Annotated in this window: 22 protein-coding genes and 1 other RNA gene; 10 read left to right on the top strand and 13 right to left on the bottom strand. The window is 44.9% G+C overall.

The window, feature by feature from the left end; translation table 11 throughout:
• Window positions 1–155: 155 nt before the first annotated feature.
• From DBX26_RS12635 to rpoE, 4 genes are read right to left on the bottom strand one after another with little or no spacing between them, the layout of a single operon-like run.
• A complete protein-coding gene (locus DBX26_RS12635) occupies window positions 156–626 on the bottom strand; it encodes a SoxR reducing system RseC family protein (protein WP_014232998.1) in 471 nt (156 codons plus the stop codon).
• Window positions 627–642: 16 nt separating this feature from the next.
• Window positions 643–1,602 carry a sigma-E factor regulatory protein RseB gene (gene rseB / locus DBX26_RS12640; protein WP_014232999.1) on the bottom strand — a complete coding sequence of 320 codons (960 nt, stop codon included), beginning with the start codon at window positions 1,600–1,602 and terminating at the stop codon, window positions 643–645.
• On the bottom strand, window positions 1,599–2,225 hold the full coding sequence (locus DBX26_RS12645) for a sigma-E factor negative regulatory protein (RefSeq protein WP_014233000.1): 627 nt from the start codon (window positions 2,223–2,225) through the stop codon (window positions 1,599–1,601). Before DBX26_RS12645 ends, rseB begins: the two co-directional genes overlap by 4 nt.
• 26 nt (window positions 2,226–2,251) lie before the next feature.
• Window positions 2,252–2,830: an RNA polymerase sigma factor RpoE gene (rpoE, locus tag DBX26_RS12650; RefSeq protein ID WP_014233001.1), complete on the bottom strand. Its 579-nt coding sequence runs from the start codon at window positions 2,828–2,830 to the stop codon at window positions 2,252–2,254.
• A 575-nt stretch (window positions 2,831–3,405) separates the two neighbouring features.
• On the opposite strand from rpoE, the gene nadB reads away from it, so the two are divergent.
• Window positions 3,406–5,028, top strand: a complete 1,623-nt coding sequence (nadB, locus tag DBX26_RS12655) for an L-aspartate oxidase (protein WP_014233002.1) — start codon at window positions 3,406–3,408, stop codon at window positions 5,026–5,028.
• Window positions 5,029–5,056: 28 nt separating this feature from the next.
• Here nadB and DBX26_RS12660 read toward each other — a convergent pair whose 3' ends face one another.
• Window positions 5,057–5,482, bottom strand: coding sequence for a protein YgfX (locus DBX26_RS12660; protein WP_254063482.1), 426 nt, complete (start codon window positions 5,480–5,482; stop codon window positions 5,057–5,059).
• Window positions 5,451–5,711 carry a succinate dehydrogenase assembly factor 2 gene (locus tag DBX26_RS12665; protein ID WP_014233003.1) on the bottom strand — a complete coding sequence of 87 codons (261 nt, stop codon included), beginning with the start codon at window positions 5,709–5,711 and terminating at the stop codon, window positions 5,451–5,453. The genes DBX26_RS12660 and DBX26_RS12665 overlap by 32 nt, the downstream gene beginning before the upstream one ends.
• A 186-nt stretch (window positions 5,712–5,897) precedes the next feature.
• Here DBX26_RS12665 and ygfZ point away from each other — a divergent pair, with 186 nt between their 5' ends.
• From ygfZ to DBX26_RS12680, 3 genes are all read left to right on the top strand, one after another.
• A complete protein-coding gene (gene ygfZ / locus DBX26_RS12670) occupies window positions 5,898–6,866 on the top strand; it encodes a tRNA-modifying protein YgfZ (RefSeq protein ID WP_118119377.1) in 969 nt (322 codons plus the stop codon).
• Window positions 6,859–7,332 (top strand): aminoacyl-tRNA deacylase, encoded by a 474-nt coding sequence (locus DBX26_RS12675; protein ID WP_162889728.1) that lies wholly within the window; start codon window positions 6,859–6,861, stop codon window positions 7,330–7,332. Before ygfZ ends, DBX26_RS12675 begins: the two co-directional genes overlap by 8 nt.
• Before the next feature lie 634 nt (window positions 7,333–7,966).
• Window positions 7,967–8,173: a DUF1107 domain-containing protein gene (locus tag DBX26_RS12680; RefSeq protein ID WP_014233006.1), complete on the top strand. Its 207-nt coding sequence runs from the start codon at window positions 7,967–7,969 to the stop codon at window positions 8,171–8,173.
• A 60-nt stretch (window positions 8,174–8,233) separates the two neighbouring features.
• On the opposite strand, the gene DBX26_RS12685 is transcribed toward DBX26_RS12680, so the two are convergent.
• The 3 genes from DBX26_RS12685 to DBX26_RS12695 are packed head-to-tail and all read right to left on the bottom strand — an operon-like array spanning window position 8,234 to window position 11,269.
• On the bottom strand, window positions 8,234–9,442 hold the full coding sequence (locus DBX26_RS12685) for an FAD-dependent 2-octaprenylphenol hydroxylase (RefSeq protein ID WP_118119381.1): 1,209 nt from the start codon (window positions 9,440–9,442) through the stop codon (window positions 8,234–8,236).
• A gap of 42 nt (window positions 9,443–9,484) precedes the next feature.
• Complete coding sequence (gene ubiH, locus DBX26_RS12690; protein WP_118119383.1) at window positions 9,485–10,663, bottom strand: 2-octaprenyl-6-methoxyphenyl hydroxylase; 1,179 nt, start codon at window positions 10,661–10,663, stop codon at window positions 9,485–9,487.
• Window positions 10,664–10,690: 27 nt separating this feature from the next.
• Window positions 10,691–11,269 (bottom strand): YecA family protein, encoded by a 579-nt coding sequence (locus tag DBX26_RS12695; protein WP_118119385.1) that lies wholly within the window; start codon window positions 11,267–11,269, stop codon window positions 10,691–10,693.
• Between the two features lie 248 nt (window positions 11,270–11,517).
• Between DBX26_RS12695 and DBX26_RS12700 the strand changes: the two genes are divergently transcribed.
• The 5 genes from DBX26_RS12700 to serA all read left to right on the top strand — a co-directional run bounded on the left by DBX26_RS12700 (window position 11,518) and on the right by serA (window position 14,838).
• The gene (locus DBX26_RS12700; protein ID WP_014233010.1) at window positions 11,518–11,826 is read left to right on the top strand and encodes a cell division protein ZapA; all 309 of its coding nucleotides are present in this window, start codon (window positions 11,518–11,520) and stop codon (window positions 11,824–11,826) included.
• Between the two features lie 8 nt (window positions 11,827–11,834).
• A non-coding RNA gene (gene ssrS, locus DBX26_RS12705) (6S RNA) lies at window positions 11,835–12,019 on the top strand.
• 4 nt (window positions 12,020–12,023) lie between these two features.
• Window positions 12,024–12,617, top strand: coding sequence for a 5-formyltetrahydrofolate cyclo-ligase (locus DBX26_RS12710; protein ID WP_162889701.1), 594 nt, complete (start codon window positions 12,024–12,026; stop codon window positions 12,615–12,617).
• Between the two features lie 58 nt (window positions 12,618–12,675).
• Complete coding sequence (rpiA, locus tag DBX26_RS12715; protein WP_118119387.1) at window positions 12,676–13,332, top strand: ribose-5-phosphate isomerase RpiA; 657 nt, start codon at window positions 12,676–12,678, stop codon at window positions 13,330–13,332.
• Between the two features lie 273 nt (window positions 13,333–13,605).
• Window positions 13,606–14,838 (top strand): phosphoglycerate dehydrogenase, encoded by a 1,233-nt coding sequence (serA, locus tag DBX26_RS12720; RefSeq protein WP_014233013.1) that lies wholly within the window; start codon window positions 13,606–13,608, stop codon window positions 14,836–14,838.
• 66 nt (window positions 14,839–14,904) lie between these two features.
• Here serA and DBX26_RS12725 read toward each other — a convergent pair whose 3' ends face one another.
• Both DBX26_RS12725 and DBX26_RS12730 read right to left on the bottom strand, forming a co-directional pair.
• The gene (locus tag DBX26_RS12725; protein WP_014233014.1) at window positions 14,905–15,597 is read right to left on the bottom strand and encodes an oxidative stress defense protein; all 693 of its coding nucleotides are present in this window, start codon (window positions 15,595–15,597) and stop codon (window positions 14,905–14,907) included.
• A gap of 251 nt (window positions 15,598–15,848) precedes the next feature.
• Window positions 15,849–16,745: a LysR family transcriptional regulator ArgP gene (locus DBX26_RS12730; RefSeq protein ID WP_020333988.1), complete on the bottom strand. Its 897-nt coding sequence runs from the start codon at window positions 16,743–16,745 to the stop codon at window positions 15,849–15,851.
• Window positions 16,746–16,877: 132 nt separating this feature from the next.
• Here DBX26_RS12730 and DBX26_RS12735 point away from each other — a divergent pair, with 132 nt between their 5' ends.
• Window positions 16,878–17,507, top strand: a complete 630-nt coding sequence (locus DBX26_RS12735) for a LysE/ArgO family amino acid transporter (protein WP_118119389.1) — start codon at window positions 16,878–16,880, stop codon at window positions 17,505–17,507.
• Between the two features lie 115 nt (window positions 17,508–17,622).
• On the opposite strand, the gene mscS is transcribed toward DBX26_RS12735, so the two are convergent.
• On the bottom strand, window positions 17,623–18,489 hold the full coding sequence (gene mscS, locus DBX26_RS12740) for a small-conductance mechanosensitive channel MscS (RefSeq protein ID WP_014233017.1): 867 nt from the start codon (window positions 18,487–18,489) through the stop codon (window positions 17,623–17,625).
• Window positions 18,490–18,933: 444 nt separating this feature from the next.
• Window positions 18,934–20,010 carry a class II fructose-bisphosphate aldolase gene (fbaA, locus tag DBX26_RS12745; protein WP_014233018.1) on the bottom strand — a complete coding sequence of 359 codons (1,077 nt, stop codon included), beginning with the start codon at window positions 20,008–20,010 and terminating at the stop codon, window positions 18,934–18,936.
• Between the last annotated feature and the right edge of the window lie 124 nt (window positions 20,011–20,134).

The raw sequence follows: 20,134 nt of genomic DNA on the forward strand, positions 1-20,134 counted from the left end.
TAGGCTGACTAACTCTTTACAAAATAGGGACAGTAAGAAAGCCATCATCTGATGGCATTTCAATCAAGTTGGCAGATTCTACCGAATTTCGTTAGCGGGCGCACGTAATTTAAAGTACATAAACCCAAGTGACTGAAAGGGGACGGGGTCAGAGCTTACTGGATTGGCTCTCCAAGCACTCGAACTAACGTAACTTGGCGCTGCGATTCATCTTCAAGTGGCTTGGATACACGCTTCGCTAACCAAACGCCACCAGCAGCAAATAGTGCTGAAGAGAGAATAATTACTCCTTCACCACCTGCGATGAGGGGAGCAAACAGTAGATGGCCGAAAAGTGCACCGAGTATCAGACCAAACAGTGGCAGCAGGTACACCGCCATCGCCGATTTAATTAAACTGGATTCAGGGAAACCAATTTCGACGACTTGTCCGACTTGCACGGCTTTTTCTGTGCGCAAATGCCAGGAAAGGCTTTTGTTACCAATGGCTTTCGTGACCACACCAGTGCCACAACTTTTTTGAGACGAGCAGCTGCTGCAACTGGTTTGCTGCTCGCAGCTCAGGTCAATTTCATATCGCTTACCGTGACGCTCAACCCCTGTCACAGTCGCTAGCGCAGTCATCATCGCACGTTACTCATGTTTACTGATTATTGGTTACTTTAAATGTAACAGATTGAGCTATACGTTGCGCGGTTGCAGGAGGAATATCGCCTACGACGGAGATTTCATAATCGCCATTTACGTAGCTGTGCAGCGTTCTGCGACCTTGGCGTACAAGCTGACCTTTCAATGAGTGCTCATCTTTACTCGCTACATAAACCGAGAAATTAAATAACCCATCGGAATACATTTGGCTTTCTACCATTTGATCACTGACCGCCATGCGGTAGCGATTGAGCTCATTAGCCTCAAAACCATCTGGTATCCAACCGACAACCCAGTCGCTGGTGCTTACCTCACCTTTAGGCATGGTAAGAACAGCAGGTAACTGAACATCTTCTAAACCACTCATGAGCTCAGCAATTTTAGTATTCACTGTGTATGAAATCGTACGGTATTGCTCTAGTACTTCGCCATCGCGATCAACAAGATCAGCTCGCAGTGGAAGCTTGCTCTTTTCATCAACCCAAAGGATGTATGAATAGCGTAAGCCATCTTTCGGTACGATACGCAACACCTGAGTAGCAACACCGGCTTCACGAGCTCGACCAACCTGAACATAGTCATAATAGCGATTCAGTTCATCAATGTTGGTATTTAGCATTGGGATGGTCGGTGCAACCATTTTCCCAGATTCTATCGTGAAAGGCTCTGCACCTGTTTCGATGTAGCTGACTTCACTACCACGGAGAATGACTTCACGCACAGGACCGCTGAGATAAATAAGGTGGGCGTATTGCTCTTCACCGTGAGTCGCGTGGCGGTACAGTAAAGGTTCAATACTGTTCTTTTTGATGAGGATATAAGAGAGCTCGTAGCTTAAATTCTTACTTGCCTCGCTCATTTGATGCAATAAAGCCTCCGCTGGTTTATCACCAGCAAAGGCTTGTGAAGACATCATACTGAACAGAGCGCAAGCGCTGATCAGGAATTTATTCATTCAACATCCGGAGTCAGAGTCGCATCTTGCTGAGATGCATCACTGTTAATTCTTAACTGTAATTCGTAGTCTCGCAGCATAGCATGAACACGTTTACGTTGCTCCTGCATATTTGCTTCACCCATAGAACGCTCTACGGATTCACGAGTTAAACTCACAGGTTCTGCGCTACCCGCGAATGGAACGGTTTGCAATACAGGCAACTGTTCAGCTTGAGGCACCGTAGAATCACTTCCACCGTACTGCTGTACACCTAAGATGACGACTAGCGATACACACGCAGCAACGGCAACTTGTCCAAATTGAGTCAACCAACTTGGTAGCTGACGTTTGGCTTTTTGCGGTTCTGGTTGCGACTCTTTAGGTGCATCCGTAATTGATATCACGTTGGCACTATGTGAATCGACAGCACGATGCACTGGTTCATCTTCTAACGCTAACGCCACGCTTTCAGCAATATTCCACTCTGGTTTTGCTGGCGCTTCGCCTCGCATCACATCACCAATCAGGTGATAATTCTGCCAAGCTTTACGGCTCTCTTGATCTTGCCCTAATTCTTGAATTAAAGCCTTATCGATCAATTCTCCATCCATGAGAGCTGAAAGTTTTTCTTTGTCAGCCATTGTTTTCACCATAGTTATTACTTGTACTAGCGTTGTAAAAGAGGTTTGATTTTCTTTTCCACCGCTTCACGAGCACGGAAGATACGTGAGCGTACCGTTCCTACCGGGCAATCCATTACTTCAGCAATTTCCTCATAGCTCAAGCCGTCAAGCTCTCGCAACGTCATTGCTGTTTTTAAATCTTCAGGTAAGGCTTCGATTGCACTGAACACTACCCGTTGCAGTTCTTTGGACAACGTTAAGTTCTCAGGGTTCGAAATTTCTTTAAGTGCACTACCTGTTTCGTAAAATTCAGCATCTTCAGCATCAACATCTGTCGCTGGGGGTCTTCGCCCTTGGGCCACAATGTGATTTTTCGCAGTATTCACTGCAATGCGATACAGCCACGTATAAAACGCACTTTCCCCTCGAAAACTGGGGATAGCTCGGTAAGCCTTGATAAACGCTTCTTGTGCTACATCTGGAACATCGCCAGGATTACTTACGTATCTGGAGATAAGATTACATACCTTGTTCTGATACTTCGTTACCAGCAGGTTGAATGCTTGCTTATCGCCATTCTGAACTCGCTCAATCAATACTTGATCGGTCAGCTGCTCGTTCATTCGAGCGGATACTCCTATTTGTTATGCCCCTACTCTTCTCAGATATGGGTACTATTTCTGCAAAACGTAGTATTGACACCACTGCTTACTTGAGCACTATTGTGACTGCAATGTGAATGAGAAAGTTCCGGGACTTCCCATATTTTTATCATTGTTTTTTCACAGTGTGATGTCATGCGCCAAATCCCTACTCTTCTTAAACTTAAATCTAAGTTTGTCAGGCGAGCAAATTAGGGGGAAATGGGTATAATAATCGCCCTCTGTCCAAATTGTGCTGGGTAGAGCATGGAAAAGCAATGATATTGATAAACTATTACTTATCATTTGCATGGCTGTTGGCTGTCTGAATAACGCGTTGTTAAATAAAGCTCAAAAAATATTCGTATGTAATTTAAGGTCTCCGACCTGGGCATACTTAAAAAGAAGAGTGGCTCAAGTCACCAGAGTAACTGTAATTTAGATGAAACTCCCAACTTAGCCCTTAGTGACGGATGTCACGCTAATGGAAGTGCACATGGTGTGCAAATAATATACAAGATAACGTTGTTGTCTTAGCTTGGGATTATGAAAGTTATATGAACACAAATCGTGAACATGAATGTGATGTGTTAGTGGTAGGGAGTGGAGCCGCAGGTTTGTCGTTGGCTTTGCGTGTCGCAAATCACTGTAAAGTAATGGTTCTTAGTAAAGGGCCACGTAGCGAAGGGGCGACCTATTACGCTCAGGGTGGTATCGCCGCCGTGTTTGATGAGTCTGATACGATTGAATCACACGTTGAAGACACCCAAATCGCAGGCGATGGTATCTGTGATGAAGAGACCGTGAGATTTATCGCTGAGCATTCAAAAGAATGTGTACAGTGGCTCATTGATGGCGGTGTTCCATTCGATCGTGAAGAAGACGACTCCGACGAAGAACCTCGTTACCACTTAACCCGAGAAGGCGGACACAGTTGTCGCCGTATTCTGCACGCTGCGGATGCAACGGGTATGGCGATGCAAACTTCCCTGCAAGATAACGCACACAATCATCCAAACATTCATGTTCTTGAACGACACAATGCGCTTGACCTGATCACGGAAGATAAAATTGGTGGTGACAAAAATAAAGTCATCGGCGCTTATATCTGGAACCGTAACGAAGAGCATGTAGAAACCGTACGTGCAAAATTTGTGGTTCTTGCGACAGGTGGCTCTTCAAAAGTGTACCAATATACATCCAACCCAGACGTTTCATCTGGTGATGGTATTGCCATTGCGTGGCGTGCTGGCTGCCGCGTAGCAAACTTGGAGTTCAACCAATTCCACCCAACTTGTTTGTACCACCCTGAAGCGCGTAACTTCCTGCTTACAGAAGCTCTGCGTGGTGAAGGCGCCTACTTACGCCGCCCTGATGGCTCTCGTTTCATGCCGGATTTTGATGAACGTAAAGAATTAGCCCCGCGTGATGTTGTTGCTCGTGCGATCGACTTTGAAATGAAGCGTCTGGGTGCTGATTGCATGTATCTAGATATTAGCCATAAGCCAGCGGATTTCATTACCAAGCACTTCCCGACCATCTACTCTCGCTTGATGGATCTGGGTATTGATATGACCAAAGAGCCGATTCCTATTGTTCCGGCAGCCCACTACACCTGTGGTGGTGTCATCGTAGACAGAAACGGCAGTACCGATCTTAAAAACTTATATGCGATCGGTGAAGTGAGCTACACCGGCCTTCACGGTGCAAACCGCATGGCGTCTAACTCGCTGTTAGAGTGTGTGGTTTACGCATGGTCTGCGGCAAAAGACATTCTGAAACACCGCTCTGAAGTTGAACTGGCTCCTCAAGTGCCTTGCTGGGACGAAAGCCAGGTAACTAACAGTGATGAAGAAGTCATTATCCAGCATAACTGGCACGAATTGCGTCTGTTTATGTGGGACTACATGGGCATTGTTCGTACGGATAAGCGTTTGGAACGTGCGCTACGACGCATTCAGATGCTTCAGCAAGAAACGCACGAGTACTACAGTAATTTCCGCGTATCCAATAACTTGCTTGAGCTGCGAAACCTACTTCAAGTCGCTGAACTGATGGTACGTTGTGCGATGCAACGCAAAGAAAGTCGCGGCCTGCACTACACACTGGATTACCCAAACCAATTGGAAAACAGTGGACCGACGATTCTAACTCCGGCGAAGCAACTGTCTGATAAATAATATTGGTGACAGTGCTTAATCCAACATATCAACAGGGAGCATCAGCTCCCTGTTTCATTTCCCACTGACGCAATACCAGACTTAACTGACGGTATTGTGTATCGGCGCAGCTATCACGCCATACTGTCACACTATCTCCAGATTGCAGCGTAATAGCGATCTTAAAAGGCAGAGTCGACAAATCGATCCGCTTAATCTGAGTCTGCTTTGATTCAGTTCTTACCGTACCGTTACAATGAAAAGACCAGATACCTTGGCTGGCAGGCGCCACCAAAAGTTGGTCAAAGTGCAGCTTCGCGATCATTAATAACAGATAAATAGATAATACAATTGGGGTATCGGAAAGGGTGACCGCCCAAGTCATAGAGAAAAGAAGAACAAAGCTAATAACTCGGGCAGTATTTGAGGAGGAAAGTGTGAGATCAACGAACTTTACTGAGGTTGTGGGCGACAATTTTATCAACCATTGAAGCGTGGCTCAGGTTCTCACTACGTCCGTGTCCCATAATCCAGGTAAACAGATCAGGGTCATCACACTCAAGCAAAGAAACAAAGTCATGCTGTTCCTGCTCACTCAGCGCATCAAAGCACTCTTCAAAGAACGGCATAATCACCACATCCAGCTCAAGCATACCTCTGCGGCAAGCCCATTTAATACGCGCCTTTTCTTCAGGAGTGTACATTCATTATTCCTTCATAGATGTCTTGTTATAAGTGCGGAGTGTAACAAGGGATATGCTACGCAACTAGTGTACGGGTCACAATACGCGAACCAAACCCCTTGAGAGTACTTGCTTATAATGAAAGCTGACAAATAACGATTCTCGAATTAACATAGCTGAAAAACATCTTCAAAAGGCATTGTAATCATGGAATGGCAAACTCGCTTTTCAGCTCTACCCCTATCAACTCAAGATACTTTACCTGAGCTCTCTATCTCACTGTTGGATAACTTAGGCGTGATCACCATGGTGGGTGATGACAAAAAATCATACTTACAAGGCCAGGTCACCTGCGATGTTGTCTCTCTTGAGAAAGACCAATCAACACTTGGGGCACATTGTGATGCAAAAGGCAAAGTGTGGAGTGTTTTCCGTTTATTCCATCACCAAGATGGCTACGGACTGATCCAACCGAAGTCAGCCCTTGAAATCGAATTAAAAGAAATTAAGAAATACGCTGTATTTTCCAAAGTTACGATCGAAGAATCCAACGACATTATTCTTGGCGTCGCTGGCTCTCAAGCCAATTCGTTTATCGATGGCATCAGCGAAGAGTCTGGTGATGTACGTGCGATTAGCGGCGGCACTGCCGTCAAAGTGGCAGACAACCGCTGGCTTCTGCTATTGACCAGCGATGCAGCTCAATCGATGATTGAAAACAGTGACGCTACACTGACGACACATGAACTTTGGAACCGTTTTGAGATTGAAGCGGCACTACCATTTGTACCAGCAGCGGCGCAAAACGAGCACATTCCACAAGCACTCAACCTGCAAGCACTTGGTGGTATCAGCTTCACTAAAGGTTGTTACACTGGGCAAGAAACCGTAGCACGTGCCAAATACCGCGGTACGAATAAACGTGCGATGTACATCGTGAAAGGCGCAACAGCGACAAACCTCAATGATGAACCCGTCCATCTAGAACGTAGTGTTGGTGAGAACTGGCGCTCAGTAGGCGCTCTGCTGACTCATTACCAGTTTGCCGATAACCAAGCAATTGGCTTGATCGTCTTACCCAATAACTTAGATGACGACACGCGTTTGCGTTTAGTCTCTCAGCCAGAATGTGAATGGACCATCGCCGAACTGCCTTACAGCCTTGATGATGAGTAAACTCATTGAAACCCCTTTAATGCAGTTTTTGGCAGAGCAAAACATCACGTTTCGCTTGCTACCGCATCAAAGACCTTCTACCACCATTGAAGATGCCGCGCAGCAGCGTGGCATTCGCCCTTCTCAAATGGTTAAAGCTATCCTGCTGAGAGATATGGGGAATCTTTATGCACTTGCCTGTGCTCCAGGTGACCGAAGTATTGACCCTAAAAAGGTTCGCTCACTCCTTCAATGCCGACGCATGACTTGTGTCGACCAAGCGGATGTTGAACGCATTACCGGATACAAAATTGGCACCGTGACTCCGCTGTTACTTAAACGTCATATGCCAATCGTTTTTGACCCAAGCCTCTTAAACGAAGGGGAAGTCACGATCAGCAGTGGTGATCGAATGGCAGGCATCGCTTTATCAATCGATGACCTAGTCAAGCTATGTCAGCCTGTCGTCGCGGATATTTGTCGTTGATTTAGACCACGAGCGTAATCGATTACAAGACCAGCCCCCAATACGTGACACAGATCACATCACGCGTAAATTGCTTGAGAATTTTTAATCATTTTTAAAACATAAATAGTCACTAAGAGAAAACTCGTATATGATGCTTGTGTTGGTTGAGTTTTCAACAGGACTTAGCCGACATAAAGTGAATCCGCTGATTTCGATAACAGTCTTTGTTAAGTCAGCAATCCACTTTTGTGTAATGCATCTGTGACTATTCGCCCGCTAAAGCGGGCTTTTTTTTGTATGAACTTTTTCTCAGCCTTCTTACTCTAAGAATAAGTAAACAAGAGAAAATGGAATGAGCGTTAAAAAAGAAACATTTAGCAAACATTCAATTTCCTTCTATTCTTAATCCTGTAACAAAACTATTGCTTAATGCACCACGTACAAAAGAATAAAGAACGAATAACGTTTCTTATTAGGTGAATTTTGGGGTAATCCTCACGCAATTTGAGACATAAAGCCGTCAATTTGCCGAAGACAGCACAAATCTCTAAGTTGTTACATCTCACCTGCACTTAGTAGTATTGCTATCACAATAATTTCGCGTGAAAAACGTAGAATAACCTGAGCTAGGTAAGAAAAAAGGAAAGTAAATATGAGACTGTTTAAGCGCTATACACCAGGTATGATTGCTAAACATATAAGTCGTCTTTTTAAGGGAAGAATTTATATTTACGGGGTCGGTAAATTCGAGTTTGATAACGGAAAACTAATGCTGCCTGAGAAAGCGGAGCAACGTCACTTCAGAGCAGTAAAAGAGATCAACAAAGAAATAATGAAACTCCGATGCGCATATGCTTAGCTAACACTCACTGATTAAAAGGCTGAATGATTCAGCCTTTTTTTGTTCTCAGATAAACATCTATTGACGTGCTAACTCTGGCAGATCACCTTTCAAGCCGAGCGCTCGTTTCATGATCTCATCTTTCGCCCCAGGTAATTGCCCAGCCAGGCTCAAACCAATACCACGTATCAGCTTCTTAGCCGGATTCTCACCAGAGAACAAGTCACGGAAACCTTGCATAGCAGCAATCATTTTAGCCGATTCCGCCTTACGCCAGCGCTCGTAACTGCGAAGGTTACGCTTACTACCAATATCCTGCCCTTGATTCCATAAAGCCAGAACTTCCTGAGCCAAACTTGCTGCATCCAGAAGCCCCAAGTTCACACCTTGGCCAGCAAGTGGATGAATGGTATGCGCAGCGTCACCCACTAATGCTACTCGTTCGACGACAAAGTCTCGTGCATAACGCATTTTAAGCGGAAATGCGGCGCGTGCGCCTACCACCTCACACAAGCCAAGACGTGCATCGAACTCACTGGTTAACGCTTTATTGAATTCATGTTCATCCATAGCAAGTAAATGCTCAGCTCTGTCTGGCTCTGTCGACCAAACAATGGAGCACATATTAGGTTGAGACATTGGTAATAGTGCCAATGGGCCATGTGGAGTAAAAATCTGACGCGCGATATGGTTATGCGGTTCGGCAGTTTTTACATTTGCGACCAACGCGCTATGGCCGTAATCCCAATGAGTAAGCGGAATGTCCATCTGACGACGCAGCCAAGAGTTTGCACCATCCGCACCAACCACTAGTTTGGCCGTCATCGCTTGTCCATTATCCAGTGTTAGCCAGCTTTCTTGCTCACCAACCGCTAATGTAGCGCAACGGGCAGGCATAAACAGCGTCACGTTGTCTTGCTTCTCAACTTGCTCCAACAGTGCCAGTTGAATCACTCTGTTTTCAACAATATGGCCCAGATCAGGCTGCGCCATGCTTTGGGCATCAAACTCTATTTTGGCAAAGCTGTCCTGTTCCCAAACTTCCATGCCATAGTATGGCGACGCTCTGCGCTGTTCAATGCCCTGCCAGGCTCCCAGCTTACGTAATATGGTTTCACTAGAGCGACTCAATGCAGACACGCGCACATCGGGCAGTTCATTCAGTTTATCGTCAGGTACGCTACCTTCAATGACAGCGATTCGCAGATCACTGTCTTTGAATGCGGCGGCAAGCGCCAACCCAACCATTCCTCCGCCGATGATGGCGATATCTACACTTTGCATCATTGCTTTTACTTACCTAGTTTTTAGCTAATTCGTTGCAACCGATCATCGTTTTACTAAGCCAAGAGTGTGGCGTAGAAGTGGCTGCTTAAAAATAGAAAGGTTATCCATCGCGGCTAAAGCGGCATTGCGCCCGATTCGCATCGCGGGTAAATCATTTGAAAAAACATGCACGAGCGAGCTCGTTAACCAGATGGTTTCGCTACGATCGGCTTCACGACGCTGGCTAAAACGCATCAAGCCTTGATAACGCCCAACATCTTCACTCTGCTTAATAACTTCTTCAGCCAGAGACACCACATCACGAATACCCAGATTGAAGCCTTGCCCGGCGATCGGGTGCAGTGTTTGAGCGGCATTACCCACAATTGCAAAACGGTGTGAAATATTCTGCTTACGATGGCGCAGCAATAGCGGGTAACTTGCACGTAGCCCTACTTTCTTAAGGGCACCTAAACGCCAGCCAAAATCCTGCTGTAAGCGTGCAAGAAATTCACTCTCAGAGAGTGCCAAAACGGATTCAGCTTCATCCGGGTGCAAACACCACACCAGCGACATACGATTGTCACTCATCGGCAGCAAAGCGACGGGTCCGTTTTCAGTAAAACGTTCAAACGCACGCCCTTGATGCGGCTCCTGAGTTACGATGTTAGCAATTACAGCCACTTGCTCAAAGTCATGTTCAGACAACTCTAATCCGACTTGCTGGCAGCACTGTGAAACGGCACCATCAGCCGCAACTAACAGTTTAGCTTCTAACTTTTCTCCGCTGCTCAATTCGACCTGAGTATGATCTTGCTCTCGCTCAATATAGGTGACGGAGTCGGGACAGAAAAAATCTATCGAGGCACTGTTTGTAAGTAGCTCTTGGTAAACACGCCCGACATCAGCAAGCTCAACCACATATCCCAGCGCTTCAACCTCAACCTCTTGCTTGGTGATATCGGTCATCCCTGCATGAGAACGGTCAGAAACATGGATATGTTCAATTGGCGTAGCAAAAGGCTCGATGACTGACCAAAGCTGTAAGTGGCGCAGTAGATTAACGGTTCCGTACGATAAGGCGATAGAGCGCGAGTCAAACCCGGGGTGGGAATCCGACTGAGCTTTAAAAGGCTCGACGACAGCAATGCGCAGAGCCGCCTTGGATAAGTGTTCGATCGCCAGTGCCAACGTCGCACCAGCCATAGCACCACCAGCAATGACTACATCATATTGCCTCATGCTTACTTACCTCTGAACAATCTGTAATTAGTGGATCGTTGGTTTGCTGTCACTGCTATTAGGTCGTGCACCAAACTCGGCATGGATAGTCAGAACACACGCTTTAACATGTTCGATCACTTGCTCAAGCAGCTGCGCTTGCTCGCCAAGATCGTCGTCTTCATCAATACCCAACTTGGCAATTTCTTCTAAATCGGCCAACGCTTCCTTTACATCGTCAGAAGCTTTGCCAATCGCAATGCCAGCCAAACCTAAGCCAGAGATAAAGTGGTTAACAAAATCAGACAAACCGTCGGCTAAAGCAAACAAACCTTCTTCACCAGCTTCATCTGGCAGTAACAACGACAGCTCCATTGAAGAGCCGGTAAGCTCACTGACAGAAACTTTGAATACGCTCTGTGCGAACGCTAACGATGTAGCAGGCCAGCCCATGCCGTCGTTAGTGTAATCAAACAGGATTGGTTGCCAGGTTTGATCGTTAATCGCCAATCCACCACTTAGCATGCCGACAAGCAACCCGTGTAACTCTGCCGGGGTAACCGCCAGACTTGCAGATTTTAACTCAGCAGCAATAGATTGGTATTCAGGAAGGGTGATTTCACTCATAGCTTGGCTCATTCTTGCATAAATTTGTTTCGATATATCCTACCATCAAGCCTAGTCGTCCGAAACGACTATCAAATTCATTTTGAACACCATTTGCTCAATTTGCCGAATTCCTGTGTGATCACGTCATCATTTCTCTTTCTGTGATGGGAAATGCTTGAATCTTAATAGCGGTTTTCCTATAGTTTCCTCCTCGGTAGTTGCATAGAGCAACACCTTAGATAGCGCGAATATAGAGTTTATTCATCATGAGCAATCAAGCGATCGACGTTCAAATACTAGGCAAAGTAACTCGAGTGAATTGTCCTGCGGGCCAAGAAGAGTCTCTCGTTGCAGCAGCAAAAGATCTCGATCGACGATTGAAAGAGATGAGCGAACGTACTAAGGTAACCAATGAAATTCAGCTGCTGACTTTTGCCGCGTTGAACATTTGTTATGAATTACAGACCAAGTCATACGAATCGAGCGGGCAACAGCAAGAAATTACTGAGCGAATGGAACAGCTCACTGCGTCTCTAGAGAGCGCATTAAGTAAAGTTACGCAAGGACAGCAGTAAATACAAAATTTACCCTGGGGTGTGCGTCAGCAGGATGTAAGTCCCTGAGCCGATAAGCAATACCTAAGGGTTAGTATTTGGTAACTATTGAGCAAGCTTGGCATGTACCGAGAAGCCTACGGTTATCAGTGCTGATCCGCCTTGAACCAGCTGGTTCAAGGGCCACAATCCTCAACGGCACCCTGGGGTATTCCTCTATGTCAGAACTTTCTCGACAAGACTTTCGTAAATTGATCCGTGAAAAACGTAACGCTCTATGCAGTGACACACAGTTTCAAGCGGCGCTCGACCTAGTCAGTCAATTTTCCCAACTTCCTGAAATCCAGAATTCTCAGCACATTGCTATTTATCTTTCTGCGGATGGTGAACTGGATACCAAGCCCCTTATCGAGTGGCTATGGCAACAAGGGAAATCAATATATCTACCAGTCATCCATCCTTTTTCAAAAGGTCAGTTACTGTTTCTTCAGTACCTGAGTGATGATCAACTCATCTACAACAAATATGGCATTCTTGAGCCAAAGCTCGATATTCGCCACCTTATACCTGTTCGTCAGCTCGATCTTATCTGCACGCCTTTGGTAGGTTTCGACAGTATTGGCCATCGTCTAGGTATGGGCGGTGGATATTACGATCGCACTCTTTCACATTGGTTTGCCAGTGGTGAAGGCGCCACACCTGTAGGTATCGCTCATGACTGCCAGCATGTTGAACGCCTGCCAATTGAAAGCTGGGACATTCCACTGCCTAAGATCGTGACTCCAAGCCGAATCTGGCAATGGGAAAACTAACACTTACCCGCTATAATCACGCCGCAAATGTTAACGAACATCTATTCAGGAGATTGGCATGACTCAAGATGAAATGAAAAAAGCGGCTGGTTGGGCAGCATTAAAATATGTTGAGAAAGGCAGCATTGTCGGTGTAGGCACTGGCTCTACCGTGAATCACTTCATCGATGCACTAGGGACTATCAAAGACGATATCAAAGGTGCAGTCTCTAGCTCTGTAGCTTCGACTGAGCGCCTAAAAGAGCTTGGTATTGAAGTATTTGAGTGTAACGACGTAATTAAGCTAGATGTTTATGTTGATGGCGCGGATGAAATCAACCCAACGCGTGACATGATCAAAGGTGGTGGTGCCGCGTTAACACGTGAAAAAATCGTCGCAGCAATCTCAGAAAAGTTCGTGTGCATTGTGGACGATACAAAAGCAGTAGATGTTCTAGGTCAGTTCCCATTACCTGTAGAAGTTATCCCAATGGCTCGCTCATACGTGGCACGTGAATTGGTTAAACTTGGTGGTGACCCTGCTTACCGCGAAGGCGTAGTGACAGATAACGGCAACGTGATTCTGGATGTACACAACATGCAGATCACTAACCCGAAAGAAATGGAAGATAAGATCAACAGCATCGCGGGCGTTGTCACTAATGGTCTGTTTGCTCATCGTGGTGCGGATGTGGTTATCACAGGCACGCCTCAAGGTGCAAAAATCGAAGAGTAAAAAACCTAGATAATTCACCTATCAGGTTCATTTTTCGGTTATTTCATTACATACGGTGCTGCAAAGCACCGTTTTTCATTCTTTCACCAAATAAAATTATTCCTTATTCCGTAATTTTCTTACCCAAAGCTATTTTTTTTTGTTACTTTATTGAACAGAAGACGCACAAGGAAACGTTTGTCCTCCTACAAAACTATTAATTATCCCCTTTTTAATGGTTTTGCCCAATGTGCGCCATATTAGCCCACCTTTCCATTTTAAGGACGAGAAAAAATGGCCAAAGTTTCGCTGGAAAAAGACAAGATTAAGATCCTCTTACTTGAGGGACTTCACCCTTCTTCAGTTGAAGTTCTTCAAGCTGCTGGTTACACCAACATTGAATACCACAAAGGTTCACTTCCTGAAGAGGAACTGATTGAAGCGGTTAAAGATGTTCACTTCATCGGCATTCGCTCCCGCACTAATCTATCGGAAGAAGTGATCAATGCGGCAAACAAATTGGTTGCTATTGGCTGTTTTTGTATCGGTACTAACCAAGTCGATCTCGACGCGGCTGCAAAACGTGGTGTTCCTGTGTTTAACGCACCTTTCTCAAACACTCGAAGCGTAGCCGAGCTGGTTCTTGGTCAAATTCTATTGCTTCTACGAGGCATTCCTGAAAAGAACGCGCTTGCACATCGCGGCATTTGGAAGAAGAGCGCAGATAACTCTTACGAAGCTCGTGGTAAGCGTCTTGGTATTATCGGTTACGGTCACATCGGTACTCAGCTGGGTATTATCGCTGAAAACCTTGGTATGCGCGTTTACTACTACGACATCGAAAACAAGTTGTCTCTTGGTAATGCCACGCAAGTTCATACCATGAGCGAACTACTGAATAAATGTGATGTTATCTCACTGCATGTTCCAGAAACACCTGAAACGAAGAACATGATGGGTGAAGAAGAGTTTGCTCGCATGAAACCAGGCGCAATCTTTATCAACGCTGCTCGTGGTACCGTTGTTGATATTCCAGCTCTTTGCAGCACGTTAGAAGCAGGTCATCTGGCTGGTGCCGCTATTGATGTATTCCCTGTTGAACCAAAAACAAACGCAGACCCGTTCGAATCTCCACTACAGAAGTTCGACAATGTTATTCTGACTCCACACGTCGGTGGTTCTACGCAAGAAGCGCAAGAAAACATCGGTGTAGAAGTGGCTGGCAAACTAGCGAAATACTCTGACAACGGTTCAACGCTTTCAAGTGTAAACTTCCCTGAAGTATCTCTGCCTGAGCACGGTGGCGAAGTTTCTCGCTTGCTACACATCCACAAAAACCGCCCAGGTATCCTGACTCAGATAAACACTATCTTTGCTGAAGAAGGCATCAACATCGCCGCACAGTACCTGCAAACTGCAGCTGAAATCGGCTACGTGGTTATCGATGTGGAAACTGAACGTTCAGAAGAAGCACTTATCAAGCTGAAAAGTATCGAAGGCACGATTCGTTCTCGTATTCTTCACTAAGAAGCACAGAAACAACAAAGGCAGGGAATTTCCCTGCCTTTTTTATATCTGAAAATAGGGTGCGCCTTATTTCAGCTTGTAGATAACCTCTACCTGATCTCGGATCACCATTGTAGAGTCCTGATAACTATTGGCATTCTGCTTGCCTTCCATCGCCATAGAGCGCATTAAAACTGGCGTTGGGTAAGTGTTGTTATAGTTTACCCGCCAGATATCCCCCAGAGTCTTATCAAAGCCAGAAGCTAAAGAGGCAGCACTTTCTCTGGCATCTTTGATCGCAGCCAAGCGAGCTTTCTGTTGATACTCAGCCTGATTACTCACCTTAAGCTGAATATTATCAACCTGGTTAATACCCGCTTGTATTGCCATATCAAGGTACTGATTAAGGTTGGCTAAATCCTTAACCGTAACGTTAATACTGCGAGAGGCGCGATAACCTACCAGCTCAGCCTTACCCGATTTTGGATAATGGTATTGAGGAGCCAGGTACAGATTCGAACTGGTAATACTGTCTTTAGATAATCCTGCATCTGACAGTTTTTGCAAAAACTCATCGACAGTCGTATCCACCGACAGCTTCGCTTGCTCGGCAGTCATCGTCGTATCCACCACTTTAACAGAAAAAGTCGCCATATCTGGCGTAGCAATTACCTCGCCATAACCTGTTGTCGTTACGTGTGCAAATTCAGGTGTAGTAGCTAGGGCTGAAACACTGGTAAGGCTGAGCAAAGTAGCCAGCAAACACGAATACAGTTTCATTCGACAGATCCATCCATATATAAAAGACATGTCCCAGAGCAAAAATACAGCAGCGAAAACCACTGAAGCCGTCCGGGGGAATACCCAAAAACTTAGAAAGCTTTGAGCATATAATGCTTGATAATAGGAACTTTCGACGATTATCCAACCACCCTCGCCCACTTCTAACACAACTTTGACTGTGTAACTTTGGTGTAATTTTTAACCAAATCAATGCAAGAGGTACGCGTTAACGTCATTGTTATTGCATTCTACTGCGGTAAATGACGTTGAGCATAACCGACGATTGCCTGCGAAATTTCTTGTAATACGCCGGTTTCCAATTGCCAGTGATGCCAGTAAATTCGATAGGTCATCAGGAATCCCGGAGTAATATCAATGAGCGAACCTTGCTCCAATTCATTCGAGATCTGTAAACGGGGAATCAGGCAATACGCAACACCCGCCATCGCCATTTTCAGAAACGCTTCAGAGCTGCTGATATTGTGATGAATCACGCTATCGGGGCGCACATTAAAATGCTTAGTAAGAAAGGCTTTATGTAGATCATCATATTGATCGTACGATACGGCTGGTGCTTTAGAGAGTGTTTTATTGTTTACGCCCTCAGAAAAATAACGTTGATAGAATTCTGGGCTTGCAACACAGACATAATCGATACGTCCTAAATAGTCCGCTCTACAGCCAGGAATGGCCTGAGATTCCAGACTGATGGCTCCTGCAACTTCCCCACTTCTTAGCTTTTCAATAGAGCGCGATTCACCATAAATAGCGAGTTTTAACTCAACTTGACGAGTTTTCATCACATCTTGCAATGCAGGTAACAGCCACGTAGCCAAGCTGTCCGCATTCGTCGCCAACGACAACTGAACCGGGCGTGTAGTGGTGTCATTTTTTAGTTCGGGTAAGATTTCATGTTCCAGCATGCGAACCCGACGATACAACCCGAGCAGCTTCTTGCCTATTGGCGTCGGCTTAGGTGGCTGCTCACGAATCAGCACTGGTTGAGCAAGAAATTTTTCTAACTGTTTAATTCTCTGAGAAATAGCAGATTGAGAGACGTAAAGGCTCTCAGCGGCTCGCTCAAAGCTTCCTTGATAGACGACGGCATCAAGCGCTTCTATCCACTTATAATCCAGCCCTCTCATGAAAGTTTCCCTCTTCATCCATCCTGATAAGTTTTACTAATAATATATTAAAATCATTAATTATACTTATTTTATCAAAGCCTTTATCTTGCTCATCTTCGTGAATTTAATTGCTATTTTTTGAGGTGAACTGTGAGTTTTTGGGTTGTATTGCAAGGGTTTGGATTAGGGGCATCGATGATCATTCCGATTGGCGCGCAAAATGCGTATGTCTTGAATCAAGGCATCAAACGCAACCACCATCTCACCACGGCCACCATCTGTAGCATTTTGGATATGCTGTTTATTTCCCTAGGTATATTCGGTGGTGGCGCGGTTTTATCACAAAATGAAATGCTTCTGACCGCAGTAACGCTCGGTGGTATTGCGTTCCTAAGTGTCTATGGTTATCTATCAATGAGAAGTGCATTCAAGCCAGAAAGTGAATCGGAAACCAAAGGGGAAGTAATAGCTCGTGGTCGTCGCACCGTGATTTTAGGCGCACTTGCAGTTACGGTACTGAATCCACATTTGTACTTAGACACTGTCGTGATTCTTGGTTCTATTGGTGGCCAGTTTGAGGGACATGATCGCATCGCATTTGCACTGGGCACCATGATGGCTTCGTTTGTGTGGTTCTTTACCCTATCTCTGGGCGCGGCAAAACTGGGGCCGACTCTGTCTAAGCCTAAAGTGAAAAAAGGCATAGATATTGGTGTGGCATTGATGATGTTTGCTATCGCCTATGTTCTAGCGAGCGAGTTGCTAGCCAAATACTGGTGATAACTCTCGTTATGCAGAAACTTAATGTAGATAACCTTCTCTACTATGCATAAAAAATATGCATAAAAAAAGCGAGGCAAATTTGCCTCGCTCTCTAAATAGAAATTCGCTTTGATTACGCTTCTACTTTGTTCAGGTGAATATCCATTTGTGGGAATGGAATCTCGATGCCATTTGCATCCAAAGCTTCTTTGATGCCTTGCATTGAGTCAAAGTAAACGCCCCAGTAATCTGCCGTTTTAACCCAAGGGCGAACAACAAAGTTAACTGAAGAATCTGCTAGAGCCAGTACACCGATTGTCATATCTGGATCTTTAAGGATGCGTGGATCTTTTTCTAGTGTTTCACGGATAACTTTCTTAGTTAGTTTCAAATCCGCTTTATAAGAAACACCAATAACCAAATCAACACGGCGAGTCGCGTGACGAGAGTAGTTAGTGATTGCACCGCCAATAACTGAAGAGTTAGGAACTACAACCATTTTGTTATCAGGCGTTTTTAGAATCGTTTGGAAAATTTGAATTGCTTCAACACTACCCGCTACACCACCGATTTCTACATAATCGCCAGACTTAAATGGACGGAATGCAACGATAAGCACGCCTGCCGCAAAGTTTGATAGTGAACCTTGCAGAGCAAGACCAACAGCAAGACCAGCCGCACCGATTACCGCAACTACAGAGGCAGTTTGAACACCTACACGACCAAGAGCAGCGATAAGAACGATAACGAATAGTAAGTAACGAACAAGACCGTGAATAAATTCAACGACAGCCTTATCCATGTTTTTCTTTTCAAGTACTTTAGCTACACTTCCAGCGACTGCTTTAACGATAATATTACCGATAAATAGAATAATCAGTGCTGAAATAATGTTTACACCATATTGAACAAGAAGGTCTGAGTTGTTTGAAAGCCAAGTCTCAGCTTTAGTCAGCCCATCTGTTAATGTGTTATCGATACCCACCGATTCACCTGCCATAATGCTTATCCTCAAATCAAGATATAAAACCAATTGCCGCTTATTTATGAACCTTATTTTTTATAGGTTCTTATCTGTAACAATATCACTATTATAAAACTGAACAGTGTCAGAATTTTGGCACGATATATCAACTTTGACGTTTTGCAAAGTCAGAATTTCGCAAAGAGAAGCAAAACAAGACGTTATCAGAGTTTTCCTATATCTGCCTGTTACAGGTTACGCAATGCTAACCCATTTCGCTACTTTTATTACCTAAATCCAAACATGCAGTATACAAAAAGCAACCTGTTGTATACCAATCATACACAACCAATGCTGCTAGTAAATTATTCAATAACGATCGTAGGGTTTAAAGAGGGGCGTAATAAGACAGACAGCAGGCTGAAGACATAAAAAAACCCGCTCAATGAGCGGGTTTTTAACAACTTTAATTCAATCGAATTATAGTACGTCAACTGCGTTAAGGTCAGCAAATGCTTGCTCAAGACGAGTAACCATTGAAGCTTGACCAGCACGTAGCCATACGCGTGGATCGTAGTACTTCTTGTTTGGCGCGTCTTCGCCAGTTGGGTTACCGATTTGACCTTGTAGGTAATCGTGGTTTTCAGCTTCGTACTTACGGATACCATCCCAAGTTGCCCACTGTGTATCTGTATCGATGTTCATTTTGATAACACCGTAACCGATAGACTCTTGGATTTCTGCTTGAGAAGAACCAGAACCACCGTGGAATACGAAGTTTAGAGAGTTAGCTGGTAGGCCGAACTTCTCAGAAACGTACGCTTGAGAATCACGTAGGATAGTTGGAGTAAGAACAACGTTACCTGGCTTGTAAACGCCGTGTACGTTACCGAAAGATGCTGCGATAGTGAAACGGTGGCTAACTGCACTTAGTTTCTCGTATGCGTAAGCAACGTCTTCTGGAGAAGTGTAAAGCTCAGATGCGTCCATGTCAGAGTTATCTACGCCGTCTTCTTCACCACCAGTACAACCTAGTTCGATCTCTAGAGTCATGTTCATCTTAGCCATACGCTCTAGGTATTTAGCACAGATTTCGATGTTCTCTTCTAGAGACTCTTCAGAAAGGTCGATCATGTGAGAAGAGAATAGAGGCTTACCAGTTTGAGCGAAGTGCTCTTCACCAGCATCTAGTAGACCGTCGATCCAAGGTAGAAGTTTCTTAGCAGCGTGGTCAGTGTGTAGAATTACTGGAACACCGTAAGCTTCAGCTACAGCGTGAACGTATTTAGCACCAGCTACAGCACCAAGGATTTGAGCACCTTGACCTTCAAGTTTCACGCCTTTACCAGCGAAGAAAGCTGCGCCGCCGTTAGAGAACTGAACAACAACTGGAGCTTTAACTTTTGCTGCTGCTTCTAGTACTGCGTTTACAGAGTCAGTACCTACAACGTTTACAGCTGGAAGTGCGAAGTTGTTTTCTTTCGCTACTTCAAAAACTTTCTGAACGTCATCGCCAGAGATAACACCTGGTTTTACGAAGTCGAAGATCTTAGACATGGATTCAATCCTATTTATCTGTCGTTTTTAAACAAAACTTGTTAAGTTGAAAATCTTGCAAACGTTTGCTCACAACAGAGGCTATTCTAGCAGAGTTCCTCTCACGTTGCAGCAAACAACAAAG

Source organism: Vibrio sp. dhg (genome assembly GCF_003443775.1).
Lineage (GTDB): Bacteria > Pseudomonadota > Gammaproteobacteria > Enterobacterales > Vibrionaceae > Vibrio > Vibrio natriegens.